The sequence below is a fragment of the Colwellia sp. MB02u-10 genome (assembly GCF_014077185.1).
Lineage (GTDB): Bacteria > Pseudomonadota > Gammaproteobacteria > Enterobacterales > Alteromonadaceae > Cognaticolwellia.
This window is the reverse complement of the sequence record NZ_JACGVK010000136.1, coordinates 17,780-36,790: the sequence shown is the minus strand read 5'-3', so window position 1 is coordinate 36,790 and position 19,011 is coordinate 17,780. Positions and strand designations below refer to the sequence as shown.

Genomic DNA, 19,011 nt, shown 5'->3' with positions numbered 1-19,011 from the left:
CTATTTCATGTGAACAGTGGCATTGCCGACATAAATGTCGAGACTTAGCTTTTGTTGCGAACATAAAAGCTAATCATTCATCCTGAATAAAAAAACGGCGTCAATATTGACGCCGTTTTTTTAAACTTAAACTTTAGCTTTAATTAAAGTTAATAACCTATGGCTATACCTTCGCGACGAGGATCAGCCCCACCTCGCAATTTACCCTTAGATAATTCAATCGCCTGAATACCACTGTTTAAATCACGCACCACAACCTGATGCCCTTTTGCTTCTAACGCTGATTTAAGCTTGACTAAATCGCTGCCTTTTTCCAATGTGGTGACCTTATTGCGATTAGTGATGTGGGGCAAGTTAATCGCAGATTGTGGATCAAGTTGCCAATCTAAAATAGCGATCATGGTTTGTGCAACATAATTAATAATTCGGCTGCCGCCCGGAGAGCCTAAAACAAGCTTTAAAGACTTGTCTTGAGTAAATACCATCATAGGTGCCATAGAGCTTCTCGGACGCTTACCTGGCTCTAAACGGTTAGCTACCCACTGACCATTCTTTTTTGGATCTAATGAAAAGTCAGTCAATTGATTATTGAGAATAAAACCTTCAACCATCACCGCAGAGCCAAAGCCCATTTCAACACTGGTGGTCATAGAAACAGCATTACCGTCTTCATCAACAATTGAGATGTGGCTTGTTGAAGGCAATTCATAAGCGTTGTCGTCGGCTTGTTCCAGTGCACCTATTGGTGTGCCTGCAACCGCTTTACCCATATCGCTATCAGGATTAATCAACGCGGAGCGCTGCGCCATATATGGCTTTGAAATCAACCCCTGTGTGGGTACATTCACAAAGCTGCTATCGGCAATATAACGGTTACGATCGGCAAATGCCAAACGAGAACTTTGGCTAAATAAGTGGGTAAACTCAACATCTGCTAGTGATAATTTGGCAATATCAAATTTTTCAAGTTGTCCGAGTATTTGAATAACAGCCACACCACCCGAGCTTGGTGGTCCCATGCCACACACTTGATATTGTCGATAAGGTCCACATACCGCCGGTAATTCTTTTGCGCGATAGTTTTTCATATCAGCTAATGTTAAACGGCCTGGGGCAATGGCTGATTGTTGTACTGCAGCAACAATTTTCTTCGCGATCCAACCTTCATAAAAAGCGTTGATGCCGTTTTTAGCAATACTGCGATATACCGTCGCTAACTTTGGGTTTTTTAATAACTGCCCTGCTTTTACTGCCTCACCATGAGGAAAAAAGTAGTTTTTAATCGTCGGTAATTTCGTAATACCGGGGTTAAACTCCATTGCCACCAGTTTTTCTAGCCTAGGTGAAACAATAAACCCTGTTTCTGCTAAATTAATTGCATCTTTAAACAATACCGCCCAAGGTAGCTTGCCATATTTTACATGCGCCTTGTTAAGACTTGCTAATACCCCAGGTACGCCAACAGCATGACCACCAACAACGGCTTTTATCCATGGAATAGCTTGACCATTTTCATCTAAAAACATATCTGTTGTTGCCGCCGCTGGCGCGGTTTCTCTGCCATCAAAAGTGGTTAGCTGCTGAGCTTTTTTATCCCAATGCAACATAAACGCACCGCCACCAATGCCTGAAGATTGTGGCTCAACCAAGGTTAATACCAATTGGACTGCAATAGCAGCATCTACAGCACTTCCACCTTGCTTGAGTATATTCAAACCGGCTTTACTGGCATAAGGGTTTGCTGTTGCTACCATGGCATGCTCGGTAACCACGGTTTGCTTAGCGATAATACCTGTTGCCGCTTCTGGTTCACGGTCTTCTCTTTTTTTATCTGGCGCTGCTACAACCAGCAAACTGGTGGAAATAAAGAGTAAAGATAATAGCCCTTTTATGGCTGAATTTGACATGCTGTTCCTTAATAAATAATTTACGATAAGTTATACTAATCTCACTAGTTTTCTCATTATTTCAGCTAGTTAAAACAACTAACCATTAAAATAGGTGCCTTTTATTTGTGTATAAAGTAAACCTGATCATTAATGCAACTGGTTTACTTTAACTACCATAACATTGCACAAGACATTAACCCCTTCATTATCAGGTATATATTTTATTCAGCCATCAGTCACTAGGCTGACTAAATGATTGTTGAAATTGATTAAATTTTACAAAACTATTTAACAATTTTTGATACTTTTTAGGCTCATTTTCTAAGCGAGCTAAAGCATGACAGCATGCTTCCAGTGATGATAGCGCATGGTCTTTTTTGGTTTTTCTAATCTCATAAAGGCTGGCTATACCTTGCGGTAAAACAATATGCTTTATATTATGTAAGCAAGCATTGCTCATAAACATGCGATAGGCTTTTTTCCAAGTGCCATCAAGTATAATAATGCACTTAATTTCACTCGGCTCACGCTCTATATCCTCACTTTGATTATTACCGGGAATAGTTAACGCTGGAAAATTCAGCGTTAAAGCTTGCTTACTCGGATATAACAATACTATTTTGTCAGCGTATTGTATCAGGCGCTGTCTTAAAATATCAGAATTCGCAAAGGTTTCGCCAACTATCACCTCGCAGTGCGCTAACGATTGTTGTAATAAGCTGACCGTACCTTTGCTTTGCTTAACTTCATTGGGATGTTGCAGCACAATAACAGGTATGTGGTTATCAATAGCGACAGTAAAAACGCAAATACAGGCTTTTTCAGGCCGTTGACATTGTTGACATAAAACTCGGGACATTTATTTAAAATAATAAAAAATAGGATAGTTAAGTTTACGAAACTTTATCGACGAGTTTAAGTCATTTATTACATTACTTTTTAATATTGTTGTACTTAACTCATTTCGAATTGCTAATTCAACCAATCACCGCTATTACTTAGGGACGTTGTCAATATCGCACGAGACAATTAGTGTTTTTAAATATCGTTGTTTTCATAATGCATTTAACAAGGGATTTCCATGCATAAAACCTATCAACACAGTTCGGCTAGCGCTTCAGATAATACCTTAAATAATATCTTAAATATTATTGTTGAAGGTGTTTGGGACTGGAATAGCAATACCAAAGTAGTGACCCGTAGCCCTAGCTGGTTCCACATGTTAGGTTACGAGTTTGCTGTTTTTAGAAAGGATGTATTTACTTGGGAAAATATTATCCATCCAGAAGATTACCCTAGAGTTATGCATCAGTTTGAATGTTATATATCAGGAAAAATTAACGCTTATGATGTAGAATATCGTTGTAAAAAATCAGACGATAGTTATTTATGGATTGCAGATCGTGGCGCGATTATAGCAAGAAATTCCGATGGCAGTGTTGACCGGATGATTGGCGCACATCATGATATACACCAACAAGTTATGGCTAAAATAGACCTTATTGAAAAAAACAAACTATTACAAGATAGCCACTTATCCTTAGAAAAAGTTATTGCACAAAAAACGGATGAGTTAGCCAAAAAAAACCAACAATTAGAACGAAAAATCATCGAGGTTGAGTCAGTTTCAAACATAGACTCTTTAACAGAAGTTGCCAATCGTAAGCTTTTTGAGACGGTATTAAATAAGGAGATAATACGCGCGGATCGCTATCACCACCCTTTAACACTAGTCATGTTTGATTTAGATAAATTTAAAGGAATTAACGATCAACATGGTCATAAAGTGGGTGATAATATTCTTTGTATGATAGCCAAACTTGTTGCCGAAAACATTAGAGATGTCGATTTATTTGCTCGCTGGGGTGGTGATGAATTTGTTATTATTTTCCCTGAACTCTCTCAAAAACAGGCACATCAAACCAGCGATAAATTACGAGAAATGATTAGCCTACACCAAATAAAAAACAAAATATCAGTAACCTGTAGCTTTGGTGTTGCACAATATAACAGCGGTGACTCAATAGACAGTTTATTTCAACGGGTAGATAAACAGCTTTATATTTCAAAAAAACAAGGTCGTAATCAAGTTTACTCTGAAGTTATTTAAAACTATTTAAGTTATTTAAGTTACGGAGAAAAATTTTATTCTTTATTGAAGTGTAACTGAGCAGCTATAGCGAACAAGGTAAATCCATACTCACTGGTCATTACTCGCCCTATTCACTAAAACTAATGTTTATAAAGCGGTAAGCAACTGCTAAAGTGCGTTGAATCATATGACGGTATAAATTTAAATAAATAATAAAAACACATGTTGCAATTAAAACCTCTACCCGTAAAAGCAACTCACAGCCTTGGCCCTACGATCGTATTTGCGCTTGCTTTGAGCGCACTTATCTTTGATGCTCAAATTTCTGACTTGCTCATTTATAATCGCAGCTTAATCACGGCGGGAGAATATTGGCGTATAATATCAGGCCATTTTTTTCATTCTAATACTAACCACTTTATGCTGAATGTCGCCGCAGTAGCTCTGCTATGGGCCTTGCATGGGCAATATTATAGCTATAAAAATTACCTGTTAGTGTTTTTGACCAGTACCATAGTTTGCAGCCTGGGTATTTATTGGTTTTCTGTCAACATTGAACTTTATGTTGGGCTGTCAGGTATTCTGCATGGCTTTTTCGTTTGGGGGGCATTAATGGACATCAAGCATAAAGAAAAAACCGGCTATCTGCTGTTAATCGGTGTGATGGCAAAAATCATTCATGAGCAAATTTACGGTGCCAGCGCTGATGTAGAAATACTTATCGGTGCAAGTGTTGCCACCGATGCTCATTTATATGGCGCGATCGGTGGCTTGTTAGCTTTTATCTGGTGTTATTTTACGGCTAATAAAGCTAGTGCTTAGTTTCGTTATAGGGATGTAATTTATCAAGCGCAATAGATAAACCGTTGTCTTGAATAACCCGAACATGGTGACGGCCTAAATCTCTTGCCTGGGTAACACCACATGAATGTGCTAACAACCCAACACCATATAGAATGTACTTATGATAATTGGCAACACGCACAGCTTTACTGACTGGGTCTAACCCTTGTTGTAATCTAGGATCATGCGTAGTAATCCCCGTAGGACAGGTGTCTTTATTACACTGCATTGCTTGAATACAGCCTAAAGAAAACATAAATCCTCTTGCTGAATTTACGGCATCAGCCCCCATTGCCAGTGCCCAAGCAACTTTTGATGGTGTGATCAATTTACCTGCACATATAATTCTAATTTGGTCACGTAAACCATATTCAACGAGTAAATTAACGACGAGCGGTAAGCTTTCTTTTAACGGCAAGCCAACATAATCCATCAAGGGTTGTGGTGCTGCCCCCGTACCACCATCGGCACTGTCTATGGTAATAAAATCTGGCGCAGATTCTGGCCCTTGGCGGTTAATCTCTTCAAGTAAATCTCTTAACCATAACGATTCACCGATAACCGCTTTAAAGCCTACAGGCTTACCGGTGACTTTGCGCACTCGATTGACCATGGTCAAAATATCTTTCACTGACTTAATTTCTGGGTGAGCATTGGGACTAATTGAGTCTACACCTACTGGTATACCTCGTATCATAGCAATTTCTTCAGTTACTTTTTTGCCCGGCAATATACCACCCTTACCGGGTTTAGCGCCTTGGCTCATTTTTATTTCAAACATTTTAATTTGTGGCATAGCCGCTAATGCAGCCAACATTTTGTCGCATAACTGTCCGTGCTCATCCCTTACGCCATATTTTGCGGTGCCTATTTGATAAACAATATCTGCACCACTGGCCAAATGATGTTCACTAACACCGCCTTCACCTGTGTTCAACCAGCATCCTGCTTTTGCTGCACCATCTGAAAGTGCTTTGATTGCTGGTGCAGATAAAGCGCCAAAACTCATCGCTGAAATATTAAAAATTGAATCTGTGATGTAAGGCTTTCTACATTGACGACCAAAGGTAATAGAGCTCGCCGGGACTGCGTCTTCTTCCAGGGTCGGAAAAGCACAGTTCATAAACATTATGGTGCCAATGGGTTCAAGATTTCGCGTCGAGCCAAATGCCACGGTACGGTCAACATTTTTTGCTGCACGATAGACCCAGCTGCGCTCAGCTCGATTAAAGGGTAGCTCTTCTCGGTCCATGGCAAAAAAGTATTGTCTAAAAAACTCCCCCTGCTTTTCAAAAAAATATCTAAACCGGCCAATAACGGGATAATTACGCCTTATCGCCTGTTTATTTTGCGTTTTATCTACAATGTACATATAGATTATCGCTAATACGCCTAGCCCCAACAATAATATAAATAGTGCAGAAAGCGTTTCTACATAACCTAGCATGTTATCCATGTTTACCTCGTTAATCTTGTTGGTTTTTTCAGTTGATTTTAATCTAATTTTTTATCAAGAAATTATCGACAAAAAGGTATCAAAAGACTCAAAATATGGCGTTTATTATATCATCATAGACTAATTAATAATGTATCAAAAAAGTACCATGACCTCCTGCAGGTAAATATGCAGGCAGTATAATATTAGCTTCATAAAAATTACTTTAGCAGCAATTATTTTAAATCTGTGGCTTTTTCATGTCAGTTGTTTATGATAAAAATTAAAGAAAATTACAATCATAAATGGGCTTTGGCTTAATAAGGGATATCAATTGCAGAAAACTCAAAATAACCACAATATTATTGCTCGTTATAAACAGAGTAACGCAAGTCTATATATAAAAAAAATATCATATCTTGCTTTAACATTATTATGGGTTGTTTTACCTATCAGTGCTAACAAAAGTCCTTTTATACATATAGTTACCGAACATTTACCTCCATACCAAATAGTGACTCAAAATAAACCACTGTCCGGCTTTGCAGTAGATATAATTAAAGAGACGATGGCACGAAGTCAATATGCCTATTCAATGAAAAATTATCCTTGGGTCCGCTCTTATAATTTAGCCCAAGTAAAAGCTAATCACTGCATATTCTCCCTTGCTCGATTAAAGTCACGAGAAAATATGTTTAAGTGGGTTGGGCCAATATCCAACGTAAACAACACAGCAATGTGGGCACGTAAAGGTCGTCATATTAAAATATCCAACCTAAACGATGCAAAGAAATACATTGTTGCCGTTAATCGAAATGATTTCACTCATATCGGATTAATAGAGCGAGGCTTTAACGAGGGCGAGAACCTCTATGTTTTAGATGACACAAAATCATTGATTAGTTTATTGATGACTCGACCAGAAATAGACCTGATCGTCGCCGATGATACGACAATAAAATTTCGTACTGAATTAGCGGGAGCTAATATAAATGAGCTGCAACGGGTCTATGAAATTAAAGATTTACCACTAAATTTTTTCTTCGCCTGCAGTAAAAAAACTGACGATAACATCATCAAGCATTTATCAAATAAACTACAAAGCCTTTACCAAGATGGTACTTATGATGCTATCTGGGAAAAATGGCGTAACACACTCACCAGCCCTAAGTTATAAATTAGTTTCGATTAAATGATTAATCAAATATTGGCACTATTTTATCGTGCCATTGCCGACATCCTGAAGCTAATAAAGGCCTCAAATGAGGCCTTTATTATTGCTTATCAGTAAAATTTTTATAAGGTAGTTTCAAACAACTTATAAATTCTCCGATATTCATTTAACCAAGAGCTAGGTTGAACAAAACCATGGGGCTCTACCGGATAAATAGCGGTTTCAAAGTCTTGTTTTTCTAACTCAATTAAGCGCTGAACTAAACGCACAGTATCCTGAAAAAACACATTGTCATCGACCATAGGTGCATTAATTAGCAGCGGTTTTTCTAAGCCTTCGGCGAAGTATATGGGTGAGCTACGTTCATAAGCAATGGGATCATCACCCGGCATATTTAAGATGTTAGACGTGTAACCATGATTGTAATAAGCCCAATCCGACACTAAACGCAGCGCTGAACCTGATTGAAATAACTCAGGGTCGGTGAACATTGACATCAAAGTTAAAAAGCCACCGTAAGAGCCGCCATAAGTACCTACACGGTTAGCGTCAACATTGGCATTTTCCACTAACCAATTTACGCCATCACGCATATCTTGCACTTCGGGCTTACCCATATGGCGGTATATTGCTGTACGCCAATCACGGCCATAGCCTTTTGATGCACGGTAATCCATATCGATAACCACATAACCTTGTTGTACTAACATGCTGTGAAACATATATTCACGAAAGTAACCCGACCAACCTAAATGCGAATTTTGCAAATAGCCCGCGCCATGGCTAAACATTACCGCTTTGTTTTTAGCGCTGGTTTTATCGTAACCTTTAGGTAAGTATACTTTTGAATATATGGGCTGTGCTTGATGTGATGACTCGATAGCGACCACATTAGGTGCTGCCCAAGGCATCGCCAGAAACGCTGCTGAAACGGTATGGGTTAATCGCATTGCCTCAGTGTTGTTAGTCATATCTTTAACATAAAGCTCTGGTGGTGAGGTGATTTCTGAATGCTCAATTAGAAGTTTAGCTTCATCAGGGCTTAACGTGTAATTATTCATACCACCTAAATCGGTTAACGCAGTAACTTTACCTGACGCAATATTCACTTTGTAAATTTCATAAATACCTGGGTGTTTTTTATTGGCTTTAAAGTAAATATTTTGTTCATCAGCAGATACTGTTAAGTCGTTAACTTCAAAATTACCTGCCGTTAAGGCTCTTGCTTTGCCATTTAGTGGCTTAAGGTATAAGTGTGCGTAACCACTTTCTTCTGAAAGATAATATAAACTTTCGGCGTTATTTAACCAACCCTGTTCATTAAAGGTGTAATTTATCCAAGCATCATCATGTAAACGGTGTTGAGAAACCAAAGCTTTACGGTCAAAATCAACCGTTGTAATCCAACGGTCTTTGTTATCCCAGGCTTCAAGCATAATAGCGACTTGCTGACCATTATTTTGCCATTGAATAGGCTCCCACGTTTGCATAACATGAATATTACGCGCTGATTTTTCTGATTTATATTTTTTACCTTCACGGGCATAATTTTCTTTACGCACACTAGCTAGCACGTCTTCATCAAAACCCGGTAAGCTGTCATAACTCAACAAGGCTTTTGTGCCTTGGCTTAAATCTAAAATATAAAGCTGTTCAGCATATTGGCGGTTATCAGCAACGCGTGTTCGCACCTTTTTCGCTTTAATATCGCCGTCGTTAGCAATATAGTTAGGCATAATGTCACTGTCTTTACCTGGCGACTTATCCGTTGCCACACTAACCACTAATTTATCGCCGGCCGGTGAAAGACTCGCATGCACAACTTTATTGCCTTTACCGAGGTAAAAATTTGTTTGGGTTACTGTGCTATTTTTTACCCTTAACTGACGTTTTTGCTCGGCACGTAAGTCTTTATTGCGCTCCTGCAGCGCAACATATTCAATCAGTTCATGTTGCTCAGCAGCGATATAGCTTGGTGTATCGAGAACAGGCTTTTCAGCGTCAGTCATTTTTAAATTGGCTAACTCAATAATTTTTTGACTGCTCATATCATGGGCGTAAAAGATATCATCAACGCGATAAGCGATATTACCATTAGTTAAAAACATCGCCGATGATTCAACTGCCGAGGTATAGGTTAACTGCTGCACAGTTTGAGTGGCCAATGCTTTAACAAAAACATTACCTTCAAAGGTGTATACCTCATGCGTACGGCTATTATTTAATACCGCATTAGTGTCAGCAACCACATGCATTTGCGCTAATTTAACTAACTCACCATTACCTTGCGTGCTTAAGTTTTTTTGTACTAAATCACGTAATGGGTTGCCTTGACGCTTTTGCTTATAAAACACAGTTTGGCTATCGTCACCCCAATACCAAGACTCAGGAGAGCGGCCAAACCAATCAGGATTTGACATGATTTTTTCTAAGGTAATCTTTGTTGCACTTGTTACGCCTACAGATGGTTTTGCTAGCACTTCACGGGCAATAACGTCACTAGTGGTAACGTCACTAGCAATAGTAGTCTGACTGTCTAGTACAACCTGTTTTTGCTCTGTCGATACACAGGCGACTAAAGAAAAACTAATAGCAGCGGCAATTAATTGTATTTTCATAATTTATTTATACTTATATAGGGTTGCTTATATTAGGTAGCTTATATTGGCTTATTTATAAGGGCTATTTATCTCAACGTTGGTACAAAGTTCAATGGCACTGAAATGATTAACCTTGCTAATCATTAAGATTCTGCAGCTAGTTATACTAAAAAATAGCTTAATTTTCAATGTCTCTGCCTTATAACACGACCAATAACAAACTTTATACGATGAAAGCCTCTATCAGGTAGAACAACTCAGCAAACAAAGCCATGAGCAACCTTTCTTAAATTATTTTTTGCTGATAAATCACCTTATATTGTGCTCAATGGGATAATTCATCCTTTCAATTGTCCTAAGAAAATTTTGGCTAAAATTTTTTAATCGCGCGCCTCCTATTTTTCTCTGCTATAATCGCGCGCTTTGTTAATGTGACTTTTATTTCTGCAATCGTGCGCTGTGTGAATGTGGTAAATATGACATTTATCATCAAGGTATTTACTTTGTCGGTTAATAGGTCATTGTTAGGCTTTGAAAGTGTGTGATATCACGCTTGTCTCTATTGTAAAAAATTAATTTAGGTAATGTATGAACTTAGCGTCACTCCAGAAAACAACTCCAAAACTATTCGATTACCCTAAGTATTGGGCAGAATGCTATGGAACCGCACCATTTTTGCCGATGTCTCGTCAAGAAATGGAGGTGTTAGGCTGGGATAGTTGCGATATTATTTTAGTGACTGGCGACGCTTATGTTGACCATCCCAGTTTTGGTATGGCCGTTATTGGTCGTATGTTGGAGTCACAAGGCTTTCGCGTCGGCATAATTGCTCAACCTGATTGGCACTCAAAAGACGCCTTTATGCAATTGGGTAAACCTAATTTATTTTTTGGTGTCACCGCCGGCAATATGGATTCAATGATTAACCGCTATACGGCCGAAAGACGTATGCGCCATGACGATGCTTATACCCCAAATGATGAAGGTGGCAAACGTCCCGACCGCGCGGTAACCGCTTATACCCAGAAATGTAAAGAAGCCTATAAGGGCGTACCTATTATTATTGGTGGTATAGAAGCGAGTTTACGCCGAGTTGCTCATTATGATTATTGGTCTGATAAAGTGCGTCAATCGGTATTATTTGATTCCAAAGCTGATCTGTTAATTTACGGTAATGCTGAGCGTCCACTCATAGAGATTGCCCACCGTATTGCCAATGGTGATGATGTTAAAAACATTACCGATGTACGTGGTAGCGCATTTTTAGCAAACCAAGTATTACCCGGCTGGAAAGGCATAGACTCTCGAAGTATTGATAAACCGGGAAAAATAGACCCTATCTATAGCCCATATCAAGACATGACATCGCCTGATTGCGCCACGACATCAGCCGATGCAGCAGCTGCTGCCGCTGAAGACATGGTAAAAAACGCCGCTGAAAAAGATGTAACTAAAACCGCACAACCGATACAATTAAGTGAATTTAGAGCCACTGCACATAAGAATAAATCATGGGAAGATAAGAAAAAACCGTGGGAAACTACGTACATTAACTTACCAACCTTTGAGCAAGTCAGAGACAACAAAACGCTTTATGCGCATGCCTCACGTATTTTTCATCAAGAAGTTAACCCAACATCCGCTAAACCTTTAGTGCAAAAGCATGGTAGCCGACTTATTTGGTTAAACCCGCCAGCTAAACCCTTATCTGAAGCAGAAATGGATGGCGTTTTTGGTTTACCGTATCAACGTGTACCTCATCCTATTTATGGTGATGCTAAAATTCCCGCTTACGACATGATAAAAACGTCAATCAATATTATGCGTGGTTGTTTTGGCGGTTGTACCTTCTGCTCGATTACTGAGCATGAAGGCCGTATTATTCAAAGTCGCTCTGAAGACTCTATTATTGCCGAAATTGAAGATATTAAATTAAAAGTACCTGGTTTTACCGGCGTTATTTCTGATCTTGGCGGACCCACCGCTAACATGTATAAATTAAACTGTAAAAGTGAAAAAGCAGAAGCCACCTGTCGCAAGCCATCATGTGTTTGGCCAACTATTTGCGGCCACTTAGATACCGACCATACCCCGACAATTAATCTATACCGTAGAGCACGGAAAGTTAAAGGTATCAAAAAAATACTTATCGCCTCAGGTGTAAGGTACGACTTAGCTATTCAAGACCCTGAATATGTTAAAGAACTGGCGACTCACCATGTGGGTGGTTATTTAAAAATTGCTCCTGAACATACTGAAGAAGGGCCATTAAATAAAATGATGAAGCCTGGTATGGGCAGCTATAACAAATTTAAAGACATGTTTGATCATTATTCTAAACTTGCGGGTAAAAAGCAGTATTTAATACCCTACTTTATCTCAGCACATCCGGGCACTACTGATTTAGATATGGTCAACCTTGCGCTATGGCTAAAAGAAAACGACTTTAAACTTGATCAAGTACAAAACTTTTATCCATCACCATTAGCAAACGCCACTACGCTTTATCATACTGAAATTGATTCATTGCGTAATGTTAAAAAAGACAGCGCGACCGTATCTGTGCCAAAAGGCACTATTCAGCGTCGTTTGCATAAAGCCATATTGCGTTATCATGATCCTGCAAACTGGGGCATTATTCGTGACGCCTTAACCAAAATGGGTCTAGCAAGAAAACTGATTGGAAGTAAACCCGGTTGTTTAGTGCCTAATGAAAGCAGAAATGAAAGCCAGCAAGCGCACTTTAAAAACAACGGCAAAGGTAAAAATAATGCCCAAGGGAATAAAACCTCACCAGGGCAGGAAAAGCGTTACGGTAAAAAACCCATAACCGCTAAAAAAGCTAAACCTGGCGATAAGGCCAAACAAGGCTTAACGCGTTTTTCTGATAATCAGTTTAACGACAGAAAACCTAAAAAAGGCCAAATAAAAGCAGTATGATGTTGAAATTTATTGTTGTGATTAAGGTCTATTTAGTAGACCTTAATCAGGATAATGACTCACTTGTCTAAACTTTCTAAAGAGGTTGACACACTAGCTAAAGAACAATAATTAGTTCATTACAAATATTATGTTGTTTGTTATGCAACATGCGAACAATGTCCTAGTGTTGTTGAGGAAATAAGAAAGCCTCGAGAAGCAAGTTTAGATTAAATGCGTAATTTCATTTTATTGCTTTAATGATAAGCAGTTATCAAACTACCACAACTCATGTAAAACAAATAAAAAACCTGCACATTCAAGCCTCACTAGAATTCCAAACAACGCCATCATACTGTATAATCTCGCGCATTATTTAAGGTTAAACTTAAATTAAAGTTCAACTTACACTCATCTACACAATCGCTACGGAACTTATATGTTAGCTGCAAACAATATTACCCAACAATTCGGTGCTAAGCCGTTATTTGAAAACATTTCACAAAAATTTGGGGGCGGAAATCGCTATGGTTTAATCGGTGCCAATGGCTGCGGTAAATCAACCTTTATTAAAATTTTAGGTGGTGATTTAGAACAAACATCGGGTAATGTTAATTTAGATCCAAATGAGCGCATTGGTAAACTGCGTCAAGACCAGTTCGGTTTTGAAGCAACATCTGTCGTTGACACCGTTATTATGGGTCATACCAAATTGTGGGCAATAAAAGAACAGCGTGATGAGATTTACGCTTTGCCTGAAATGAGTGAAGCAGATGGTATGCGTGCCGGTGATTTAGAAGCTGAATATGCTGAAATGGATGGTTACAGCGCAGAAAGTCGTGCCGGCGAATTATTAATGGGTGTCGGTATTCCTGTCGATCAACATTATGGTTTAATGAGTGACGTTGCCCCAGGTTGGAAGTTACGTGTGCTATTAGCACAAGCCTTATTTTCTAATCCTGATATTTTATTACTTGATGAGCCAACCAACAACTTGGACATTCACACTATTCAATGGTTAGAAGAGACCTTGAACGCACGTGATTCAACCATGATCATCATCTCGCATGACCGTCACTTTTTAAACAGTGTTTGCACCCACATGGCTGATCTAGATTACGGTGAATTACGGTTATTTCCGGGTAACTATGACGAATATATGTTGGCGTCGACGCAAGCTAGAGCGCAATTAATGTCTGACAACGCCAAGAAAAAAGCACAAATTGGTGAACTACAAGCTTTCGTCGCGCGTTTCTCTGCCAATGCTTCAAAAGCAAAACAAGCAACGTCTCGTGCTAAGAAAATTGATAAAATTCAATTGGCCGATGTAAAAGCATCAAGTCGTGTTAATCCCTTTATTCGCTTTGAACAAGACAAAAAATTATTCCGTAATGCCCTCGTGCTTGAGAGTATGGGCAAAGATTTTGGTGATAATAAGGTTTTAAGCAACCTTAACATGATGATTGAAGTTGGTGAACGTGTCGCCATTATCGGACAAAATGGTGTGGGTAAAACCACATTTTTACGCACTCTAATGGGCGAAGCTGAATATCAGCCGACATCAGGTTTATATACTTGGTCAGAAAACGTTAACATTGGTTACTACGCACAAGACCATAGTTATGAATTTGAAAATGATATGACTTTATTTGAATGGATGAGCCAATGGCGTCAACCTAGCGACGATGAACAAGCTGTTCGGAGTTATTTAGGACGTTTATTATTCTCTGCTGATGACATTAACAAATCAGTAAAAGTACTTTCAGGTGGCGAACAAGGTCGTATGTTGTTTGGTAAAATCATGATGCAACGTCCAAATATTCTCATTATGGATGAACCAACAAACCATATGGATATGGAATCTATCGAGTCATTAAACATGGCCATGGAGCAATATGAAGGCACTATTTTGTTCGTTAGTCATGACCGAGAATTTGTCTCAAGCTTAGCGACTCGTATTATCGAATTAACAACCGGTGGTTACACTGATTTTGCTGGTGGCTACGACGAATATTTAGCGTCACAAGTATAAATTAGTTATCTCGGTAAGCGCACTGTAATAAAGCTATCATGAGTTAATTTTGATAGCTTTATTTTTTATTATTTCAATTGCTATTACGCTATTTTAAGGAGCCATTGTGCTCAGTTATCGCCATGCTTTTCACGCCGGAAATTTTGCTGATGTTTTAAAACATTCAGTATTAACCTTAGTACTGGAGTACATGACCCGCAAAGATAAAGGCTTTTATTATATCGATAGTCATTCGGGCGCTGGCATGTATCAGCTGAGCGACGAATACGCTCAAAAAACTGGTGAATATAAAAACGGTATTGCTAAGTTAATTGAAAACGATGACTTACCCGAAGCCCTGCAGCCGTATATTGATTTAGTCAAAAATTTAAATCAGGAAACTGGAGAACTTACACTCTATCCTGGCTCCCCAGGTATTGCTCGCCAGTTTACTCGTCGACAAGACAGCGCACATTTATTTGAGTTACACCCGACTGATATTGAACACTTAAAAGCATATAGCCAACGGTGGAATAAGTCCCATGTTAAGCAATCTGACGGTTACCAAGGTGTGTTAGGTTTAGTGCCGCCGCCAAACCGTCGTGGTGTAGTATTAATTGACCCACCTTATGAGTTAAAAGAAGATTACTTAAAAGCCGTTCGTACGGTTGTTAATGCTTATAAAAAATTTGCTACTGGCACTTATATTTTATGGTATCCAGTCGTTAAACGTGAACTTGTTGAACAAATGCAGAATGCTTTTATTAAGAGTGAAGTGCGTAACTTAACGCAAGTAGAATATTGCCAAGATGCAGATACTGAAGAATATGGCATGACAGGCACAGGCTTATTTATTGTCAATCCACCATGGCAATTAACTCGCCAGTTAGATGAAATACTCCCCTATTTAAAAACAAAACTTGGCCATACTGAAAGTCAGTATAGTGTTAAGCAATTAATTAACGAATAAGTAAAATAACCTGAGCTTTGGCTAAGTACATTTCAGCCTCCAAAAAGTATATTGCCAAATCTCAGGTCATACAGTACAAAAATCTCATTGCACAACAATACGAGGATCATAAGGGTTAGTTGCACAGCCTTTGACATTTACTTCATAGTAATAGTCACCTGTATTTTTAATTTTACAACGTACTTCACCATCGCGACCTGCTTGATATTCACATCTTTTGAAAGGCGAACCCTCGGTAAAACGAATATCAAAGGCATCACCCGTAGTTGTTTGCCAAGCAATATATTTCTCCTTTTGTGAACAAACACATTCGGGATCATTCTTACAGGGGTTTTTACTCTCTGAATATAACAATGCACAGTTACTTTCATTGACGGAGGGGGTTACCTTTATTGCGCAATGTGTCGAGGGGTCTACATGAATGAGCAATTCTTTATCTTTAGCGCTGTTGCTAGCAGCAAAAGCTGCCAAGGAAGTTGTCGCTATTAAGAGTATTAAACCGCTGATCATTTTTTTCAGTAATTTGATATTTTGGCTATTCATTGAACTTTCCTTATTCAGGTTAATGGATTCAAACAATTTCTTTTAACCAATGTTTATAGTCGTAAAACTGAGGATCCGCCAATAAAAGCTGTCGGGGATAGCCTAAAAAGATAGCTTTTTTAATAAATGGTTTCATGTCGTTAACGTCGAAGCAATTAATCGCTACTATGGCTAAGTCATAATAAATATAGGGATCATGCACGTTATTGTTAAGTACTATTTCTTGGTGTTTCTTTGCTTGGTCACATTGAGTTAATTCAGAGTAATAACGAGATATTTGTGCTTGTAGACTTGGATCCTTATCATTTATAAACGCATTTTTTTGAGCTAAATCAAGTCCCTTTTTGTAAGCCGCTTGAGCCTTGAGTGTGCTATTTTCACTGTACTTAAATGCATCACCCAAATTACCCCAAACGATAGGATCTAATGGGGATAATTCAGCACCTTGTAAATACATTTCTGCAGCATTTTCAAAGCGCTGCATAAAAAACAATACTGTACCTAAATTTGAAAAAGTTAATGCTGTTGGCTTAATTGCCAGTGATTTAGACCAAGCAATATTGGCCTGCTCAAAATTTAGTAGCATGTAATAAACAGCCCCTAAGGCATTATAGGCCATGGCCGTGCTTTTATTGATTAGTATGACTTTATTAAATTGGCTTATTGCATGTTCATAACGGCCCGAGTTAAATAAAAACAAACCGTAATCATAGTAATTTTTCCAATTACCTAGCTCAAGACTAATCGCTTGTTGGTATAAACTTTCAGCCTTATCACTTTGCTCTAATTTTGCATATAAATCAGCTAATGAAATAAAAACTTCACTCGACTCTGGTTTAATTAGTTTTGCTTTGTTTAAGTGTGTTTCAGCTTTTTTATATTGGCCATTAACACGATAAAGTCTACCCAGTGCTAATTCTGATTCAAACGATACTGTCCGATTACTGGCAATTAATTGACAAACATTTAAACCTTTTTCATATTCATTTATATCATTGCTCAGTAAATATTTATCCAAGTAGGTTTGACATAAGGCTGACGAAGCTTGAATAAAATTAGGGTCCAATTGTAAGGCAGTAATAAAGAGTTTTTCAGCTGTGACTAAGCTGTTGATGTCTTTTGAATTTCTGTACTTTTCTTTACCTTGTAAATAAGCATCATAGGCTGAAAAATTCTCTGTTGGCATGGCATTGATGTTGTTCTCTGCGTTATCGCCAACGATAAGCAAACGCAATGCATTAGTAATTTTACGAGACAAGTCACTATAGAGTATAACCAGTTCATCTATTGAGCCTTTAGATTCATCAGACCAAACCTGGAAGCCAGTCACAACATCTATCATGGTAGTGTTAATAATTAATACACTGTTGACCACTTTAGAACGACCTTCTACGATATATTTAACGCCTAAAATATTTTTAATTTCTTCAATGCTTGCTTTAGGTTCTAATGCATTTATAGCCCTTATTGAAGACACCTTAAATACAGCTTTTAATGTTAATAGATTGACTAGCTCTTCTTGCAAACCTGAAACGAAGTATTGAGGATTATTGTCTATACCGGTTGCATGAAAAGGCAAGACAGCAACGGCATTTTCAATCACATTAGCAATGGGCGCTTTGTAGTCAACAATGACATTAAGTGGCTGTAAATTACTTTCACTTTCTATTTTCTCAATAAGATGAGTAGATACGTAATATATAATCAACAACATTATTAATATAAAAAAACTATCGACAGAAAGTTGTTGATAAATAAATCGTTTTTTTTTATTGTTTTCATGAGCAAACTTTTTTCTTATTTTAAATTCTTTATACCACTGAAAACTAATAACGAGAGGAAAGCCAATAACTAAACATAAAGCACCCACCTTACCCCCCCAAGTTGGTACATCAAAAATAGGTAAAATAATTGAGAATACTTGTAATAAAACCCAAGATACCACTAAATATGCGGCACTAGCGTTAATTAAACGACTACTTTTTAATAATGAAAATGACAGTTGCCATTTTTTTTCTGAGCCACTAATTTGGTGTAGCTGATCAGCGGGGAACGGCCAAATACTATTCACTGACTTTGCCACTGTCGGTAAAAGCATACGATAACCTTTGCGAGGAATAGTTTGGATATATGTGGGACATTCTTTGTGATCATCAAGTACATGTCTAATTTCACTGATGACGTGGGTAACATTGGTTTTTGCCGCGTGATTATCACCCCAAGCAAAAACCGAAATTTGCTCTCGCGAGACAATCTCACCATTAGTCGATGATAAATAAAGTAGAACCTCCATCGCTTTAGGTGCTAAATGGTATCGTTGACCATTTCGAATAACGACACCTAAATCAGGTTCAATCACTAGACTACCTAATTGAAAGCCCTGATGTAGCTCTGCATCTACAACAAAGTGCTCCGTAACCTTGTCTAATGAAACTGAAATTTCTGGTTCATTGCTCGCTGACACGTGATGCTAGCCTCACAAAAAAGAGCACAACATGCCTTTAGGCACTCTTTATAAGTTTTAGGGTTTAATCA

The 19,011-nt window shown here is 38.3% G+C and carries 12 protein-coding genes; 6 read left to right on the top strand and 6 right to left on the bottom strand.

The genetic code is table 11. The annotated features are described in order from the left end of the window. Window positions 1–149 precede the first annotated feature (149 nt). Together ggt and H4J59_RS17140 are read right to left on the bottom strand one after the other, a co-directional pair. Window positions 150–1,907 carry a gamma-glutamyltransferase gene (gene ggt / locus H4J59_RS17145; protein WP_182241224.1) on the bottom strand — a complete coding sequence of 586 codons (1,758 nt, stop codon included), beginning with the start codon at window positions 1,905–1,907 and terminating at the stop codon, window positions 150–152. 214 nt (window positions 1,908–2,121) lie between these two features. After that, window positions 2,122–2,748, bottom strand: a complete 627-nt coding sequence (locus H4J59_RS17140; RefSeq protein WP_182241223.1) for a tRNA-uridine aminocarboxypropyltransferase — start codon at window positions 2,746–2,748, stop codon at window positions 2,122–2,124. 222 nt (window positions 2,749–2,970) lie between these two features. Between H4J59_RS17140 and H4J59_RS17135 the strand changes: the two genes are divergently transcribed. Together H4J59_RS17135 and rrtA are read left to right on the top strand one after the other, a co-directional pair. After that, window positions 2,971–3,999, top strand: coding sequence for a sensor domain-containing diguanylate cyclase (locus H4J59_RS17135; RefSeq protein ID WP_182241222.1), 1,029 nt, complete (start codon window positions 2,971–2,973; stop codon window positions 3,997–3,999). 204 nt (window positions 4,000–4,203) lie between these two features. Beyond that, window positions 4,204–4,803, top strand: a complete 600-nt coding sequence (gene rrtA, locus H4J59_RS17130; RefSeq protein WP_182241221.1) for a rhombosortase — start codon at window positions 4,204–4,206, stop codon at window positions 4,801–4,803. On the opposite strand, the gene H4J59_RS17125 is transcribed toward rrtA, so the two are convergent. Continuing rightward, window positions 4,793–6,280, bottom strand: coding sequence for an FMN-binding glutamate synthase family protein (locus H4J59_RS17125; RefSeq protein ID WP_182241220.1), 1,488 nt, complete (start codon window positions 6,278–6,280; stop codon window positions 4,793–4,795). The genes rrtA and H4J59_RS17125 overlap by 11 nt on opposite strands. A 313-nt stretch (window positions 6,281–6,593) precedes the next feature. Between H4J59_RS17125 and H4J59_RS17120 the strand changes: the two genes are divergently transcribed. Next, entirely contained in the window at window positions 6,594–7,436 is an 843-nt protein-coding gene (locus H4J59_RS17120) for an ABC transporter substrate-binding protein (protein ID WP_182241219.1), read from the top strand. A 119-nt stretch (window positions 7,437–7,555) separates the two neighbouring features. On the opposite strand, the gene H4J59_RS17115 is transcribed toward H4J59_RS17120, so the two are convergent. Beyond that, complete coding sequence (locus tag H4J59_RS17115; protein ID WP_182241218.1) at window positions 7,556–10,051, bottom strand: prolyl oligopeptidase family serine peptidase; 2,496 nt, start codon at window positions 10,049–10,051, stop codon at window positions 7,556–7,558. Window positions 10,052–10,621: 570 nt separating this feature from the next. Between H4J59_RS17115 and H4J59_RS17110 the strand changes: the two genes are divergently transcribed. The 3 genes from H4J59_RS17110 to H4J59_RS17100 all read left to right on the top strand — a co-directional run bounded on the left by H4J59_RS17110 (window position 10,622) and on the right by H4J59_RS17100 (window position 15,933). Continuing rightward, window positions 10,622–12,973, top strand: coding sequence for a YgiQ family radical SAM protein (locus tag H4J59_RS17110; protein WP_182241217.1), 2,352 nt, complete (start codon window positions 10,622–10,624; stop codon window positions 12,971–12,973). A gap of 418 nt (window positions 12,974–13,391) precedes the next feature. Further along, a complete protein-coding gene (locus H4J59_RS17105) occupies window positions 13,392–14,984 on the top strand; it encodes an ABC-F family ATPase (RefSeq protein WP_182241216.1) in 1,593 nt (530 codons plus the stop codon). A gap of 106 nt (window positions 14,985–15,090) precedes the next feature. Continuing rightward, on the top strand, window positions 15,091–15,933 hold the full coding sequence (locus H4J59_RS17100; protein WP_182241215.1) for a 23S rRNA (adenine(2030)-N(6))-methyltransferase RlmJ: 843 nt from the start codon (window positions 15,091–15,093) through the stop codon (window positions 15,931–15,933). An 84-nt stretch (window positions 15,934–16,017) separates the two neighbouring features. Here H4J59_RS17100 and H4J59_RS17095 read toward each other — a convergent pair whose 3' ends face one another. After that, window positions 16,018–16,476, bottom strand: a complete 459-nt coding sequence (locus H4J59_RS17095; protein WP_182138403.1) for a hypothetical protein — start codon at window positions 16,474–16,476, stop codon at window positions 16,018–16,020. Window positions 16,477–16,504: 28 nt separating this feature from the next. Next, window positions 16,505–18,940: a winged helix-turn-helix domain-containing protein gene (locus H4J59_RS19705; RefSeq protein WP_182241214.1), complete on the bottom strand. Its 2,436-nt coding sequence runs from the start codon at window positions 18,938–18,940 to the stop codon at window positions 16,505–16,507. Window positions 18,941–19,011 lie beyond the last annotated feature (71 nt).

Coding starts and splice junctions, on each gene's coding strand:
- rrtA (WP_182241221.1), top strand. CDS start 4,204: ATGTTGCAATTAAAACCTCTACCCGTAAAAGCAACTCACAGCCTTGGC.
- H4J59_RS17135 (WP_182241222.1), top strand. CDS start 2,971: ATGCATAAAACCTATCAACACAGTTCGGCTAGCGCTTCAGATAATACC.
- H4J59_RS17105 (WP_182241216.1), top strand. CDS start 13,392: ATGTTAGCTGCAAACAATATTACCCAACAATTCGGTGCTAAGCCGTTA.
- H4J59_RS17115 (WP_182241218.1), bottom strand. CDS start 10,051: ATGAAAATACAATTAATTGCCGCTGCTATTAGTTTTTCTTTAGTCGCC.
- H4J59_RS17110 (WP_182241217.1), top strand. CDS start 10,622: ATGAACTTAGCGTCACTCCAGAAAACAACTCCAAAACTATTCGATTAC.
- H4J59_RS17125 (WP_182241220.1), bottom strand. CDS start 6,280: ATGGATAACATGCTAGGTTATGTAGAAACGCTTTCTGCACTATTTATA.
- ggt (WP_182241224.1), bottom strand. CDS start 1,907: ATGTCAAATTCAGCCATAAAAGGGCTATTATCTTTACTCTTTATTTCC.
- H4J59_RS17140 (WP_182241223.1), bottom strand. CDS start 2,748: ATGTCCCGAGTTTTATGTCAACAATGTCAACGGCCTGAAAAAGCCTGT.
- H4J59_RS17095 (WP_182138403.1), bottom strand. CDS start 16,476: ATGAATAGCCAAAATATCAAATTACTGAAAAAAATGATCAGCGGTTTA.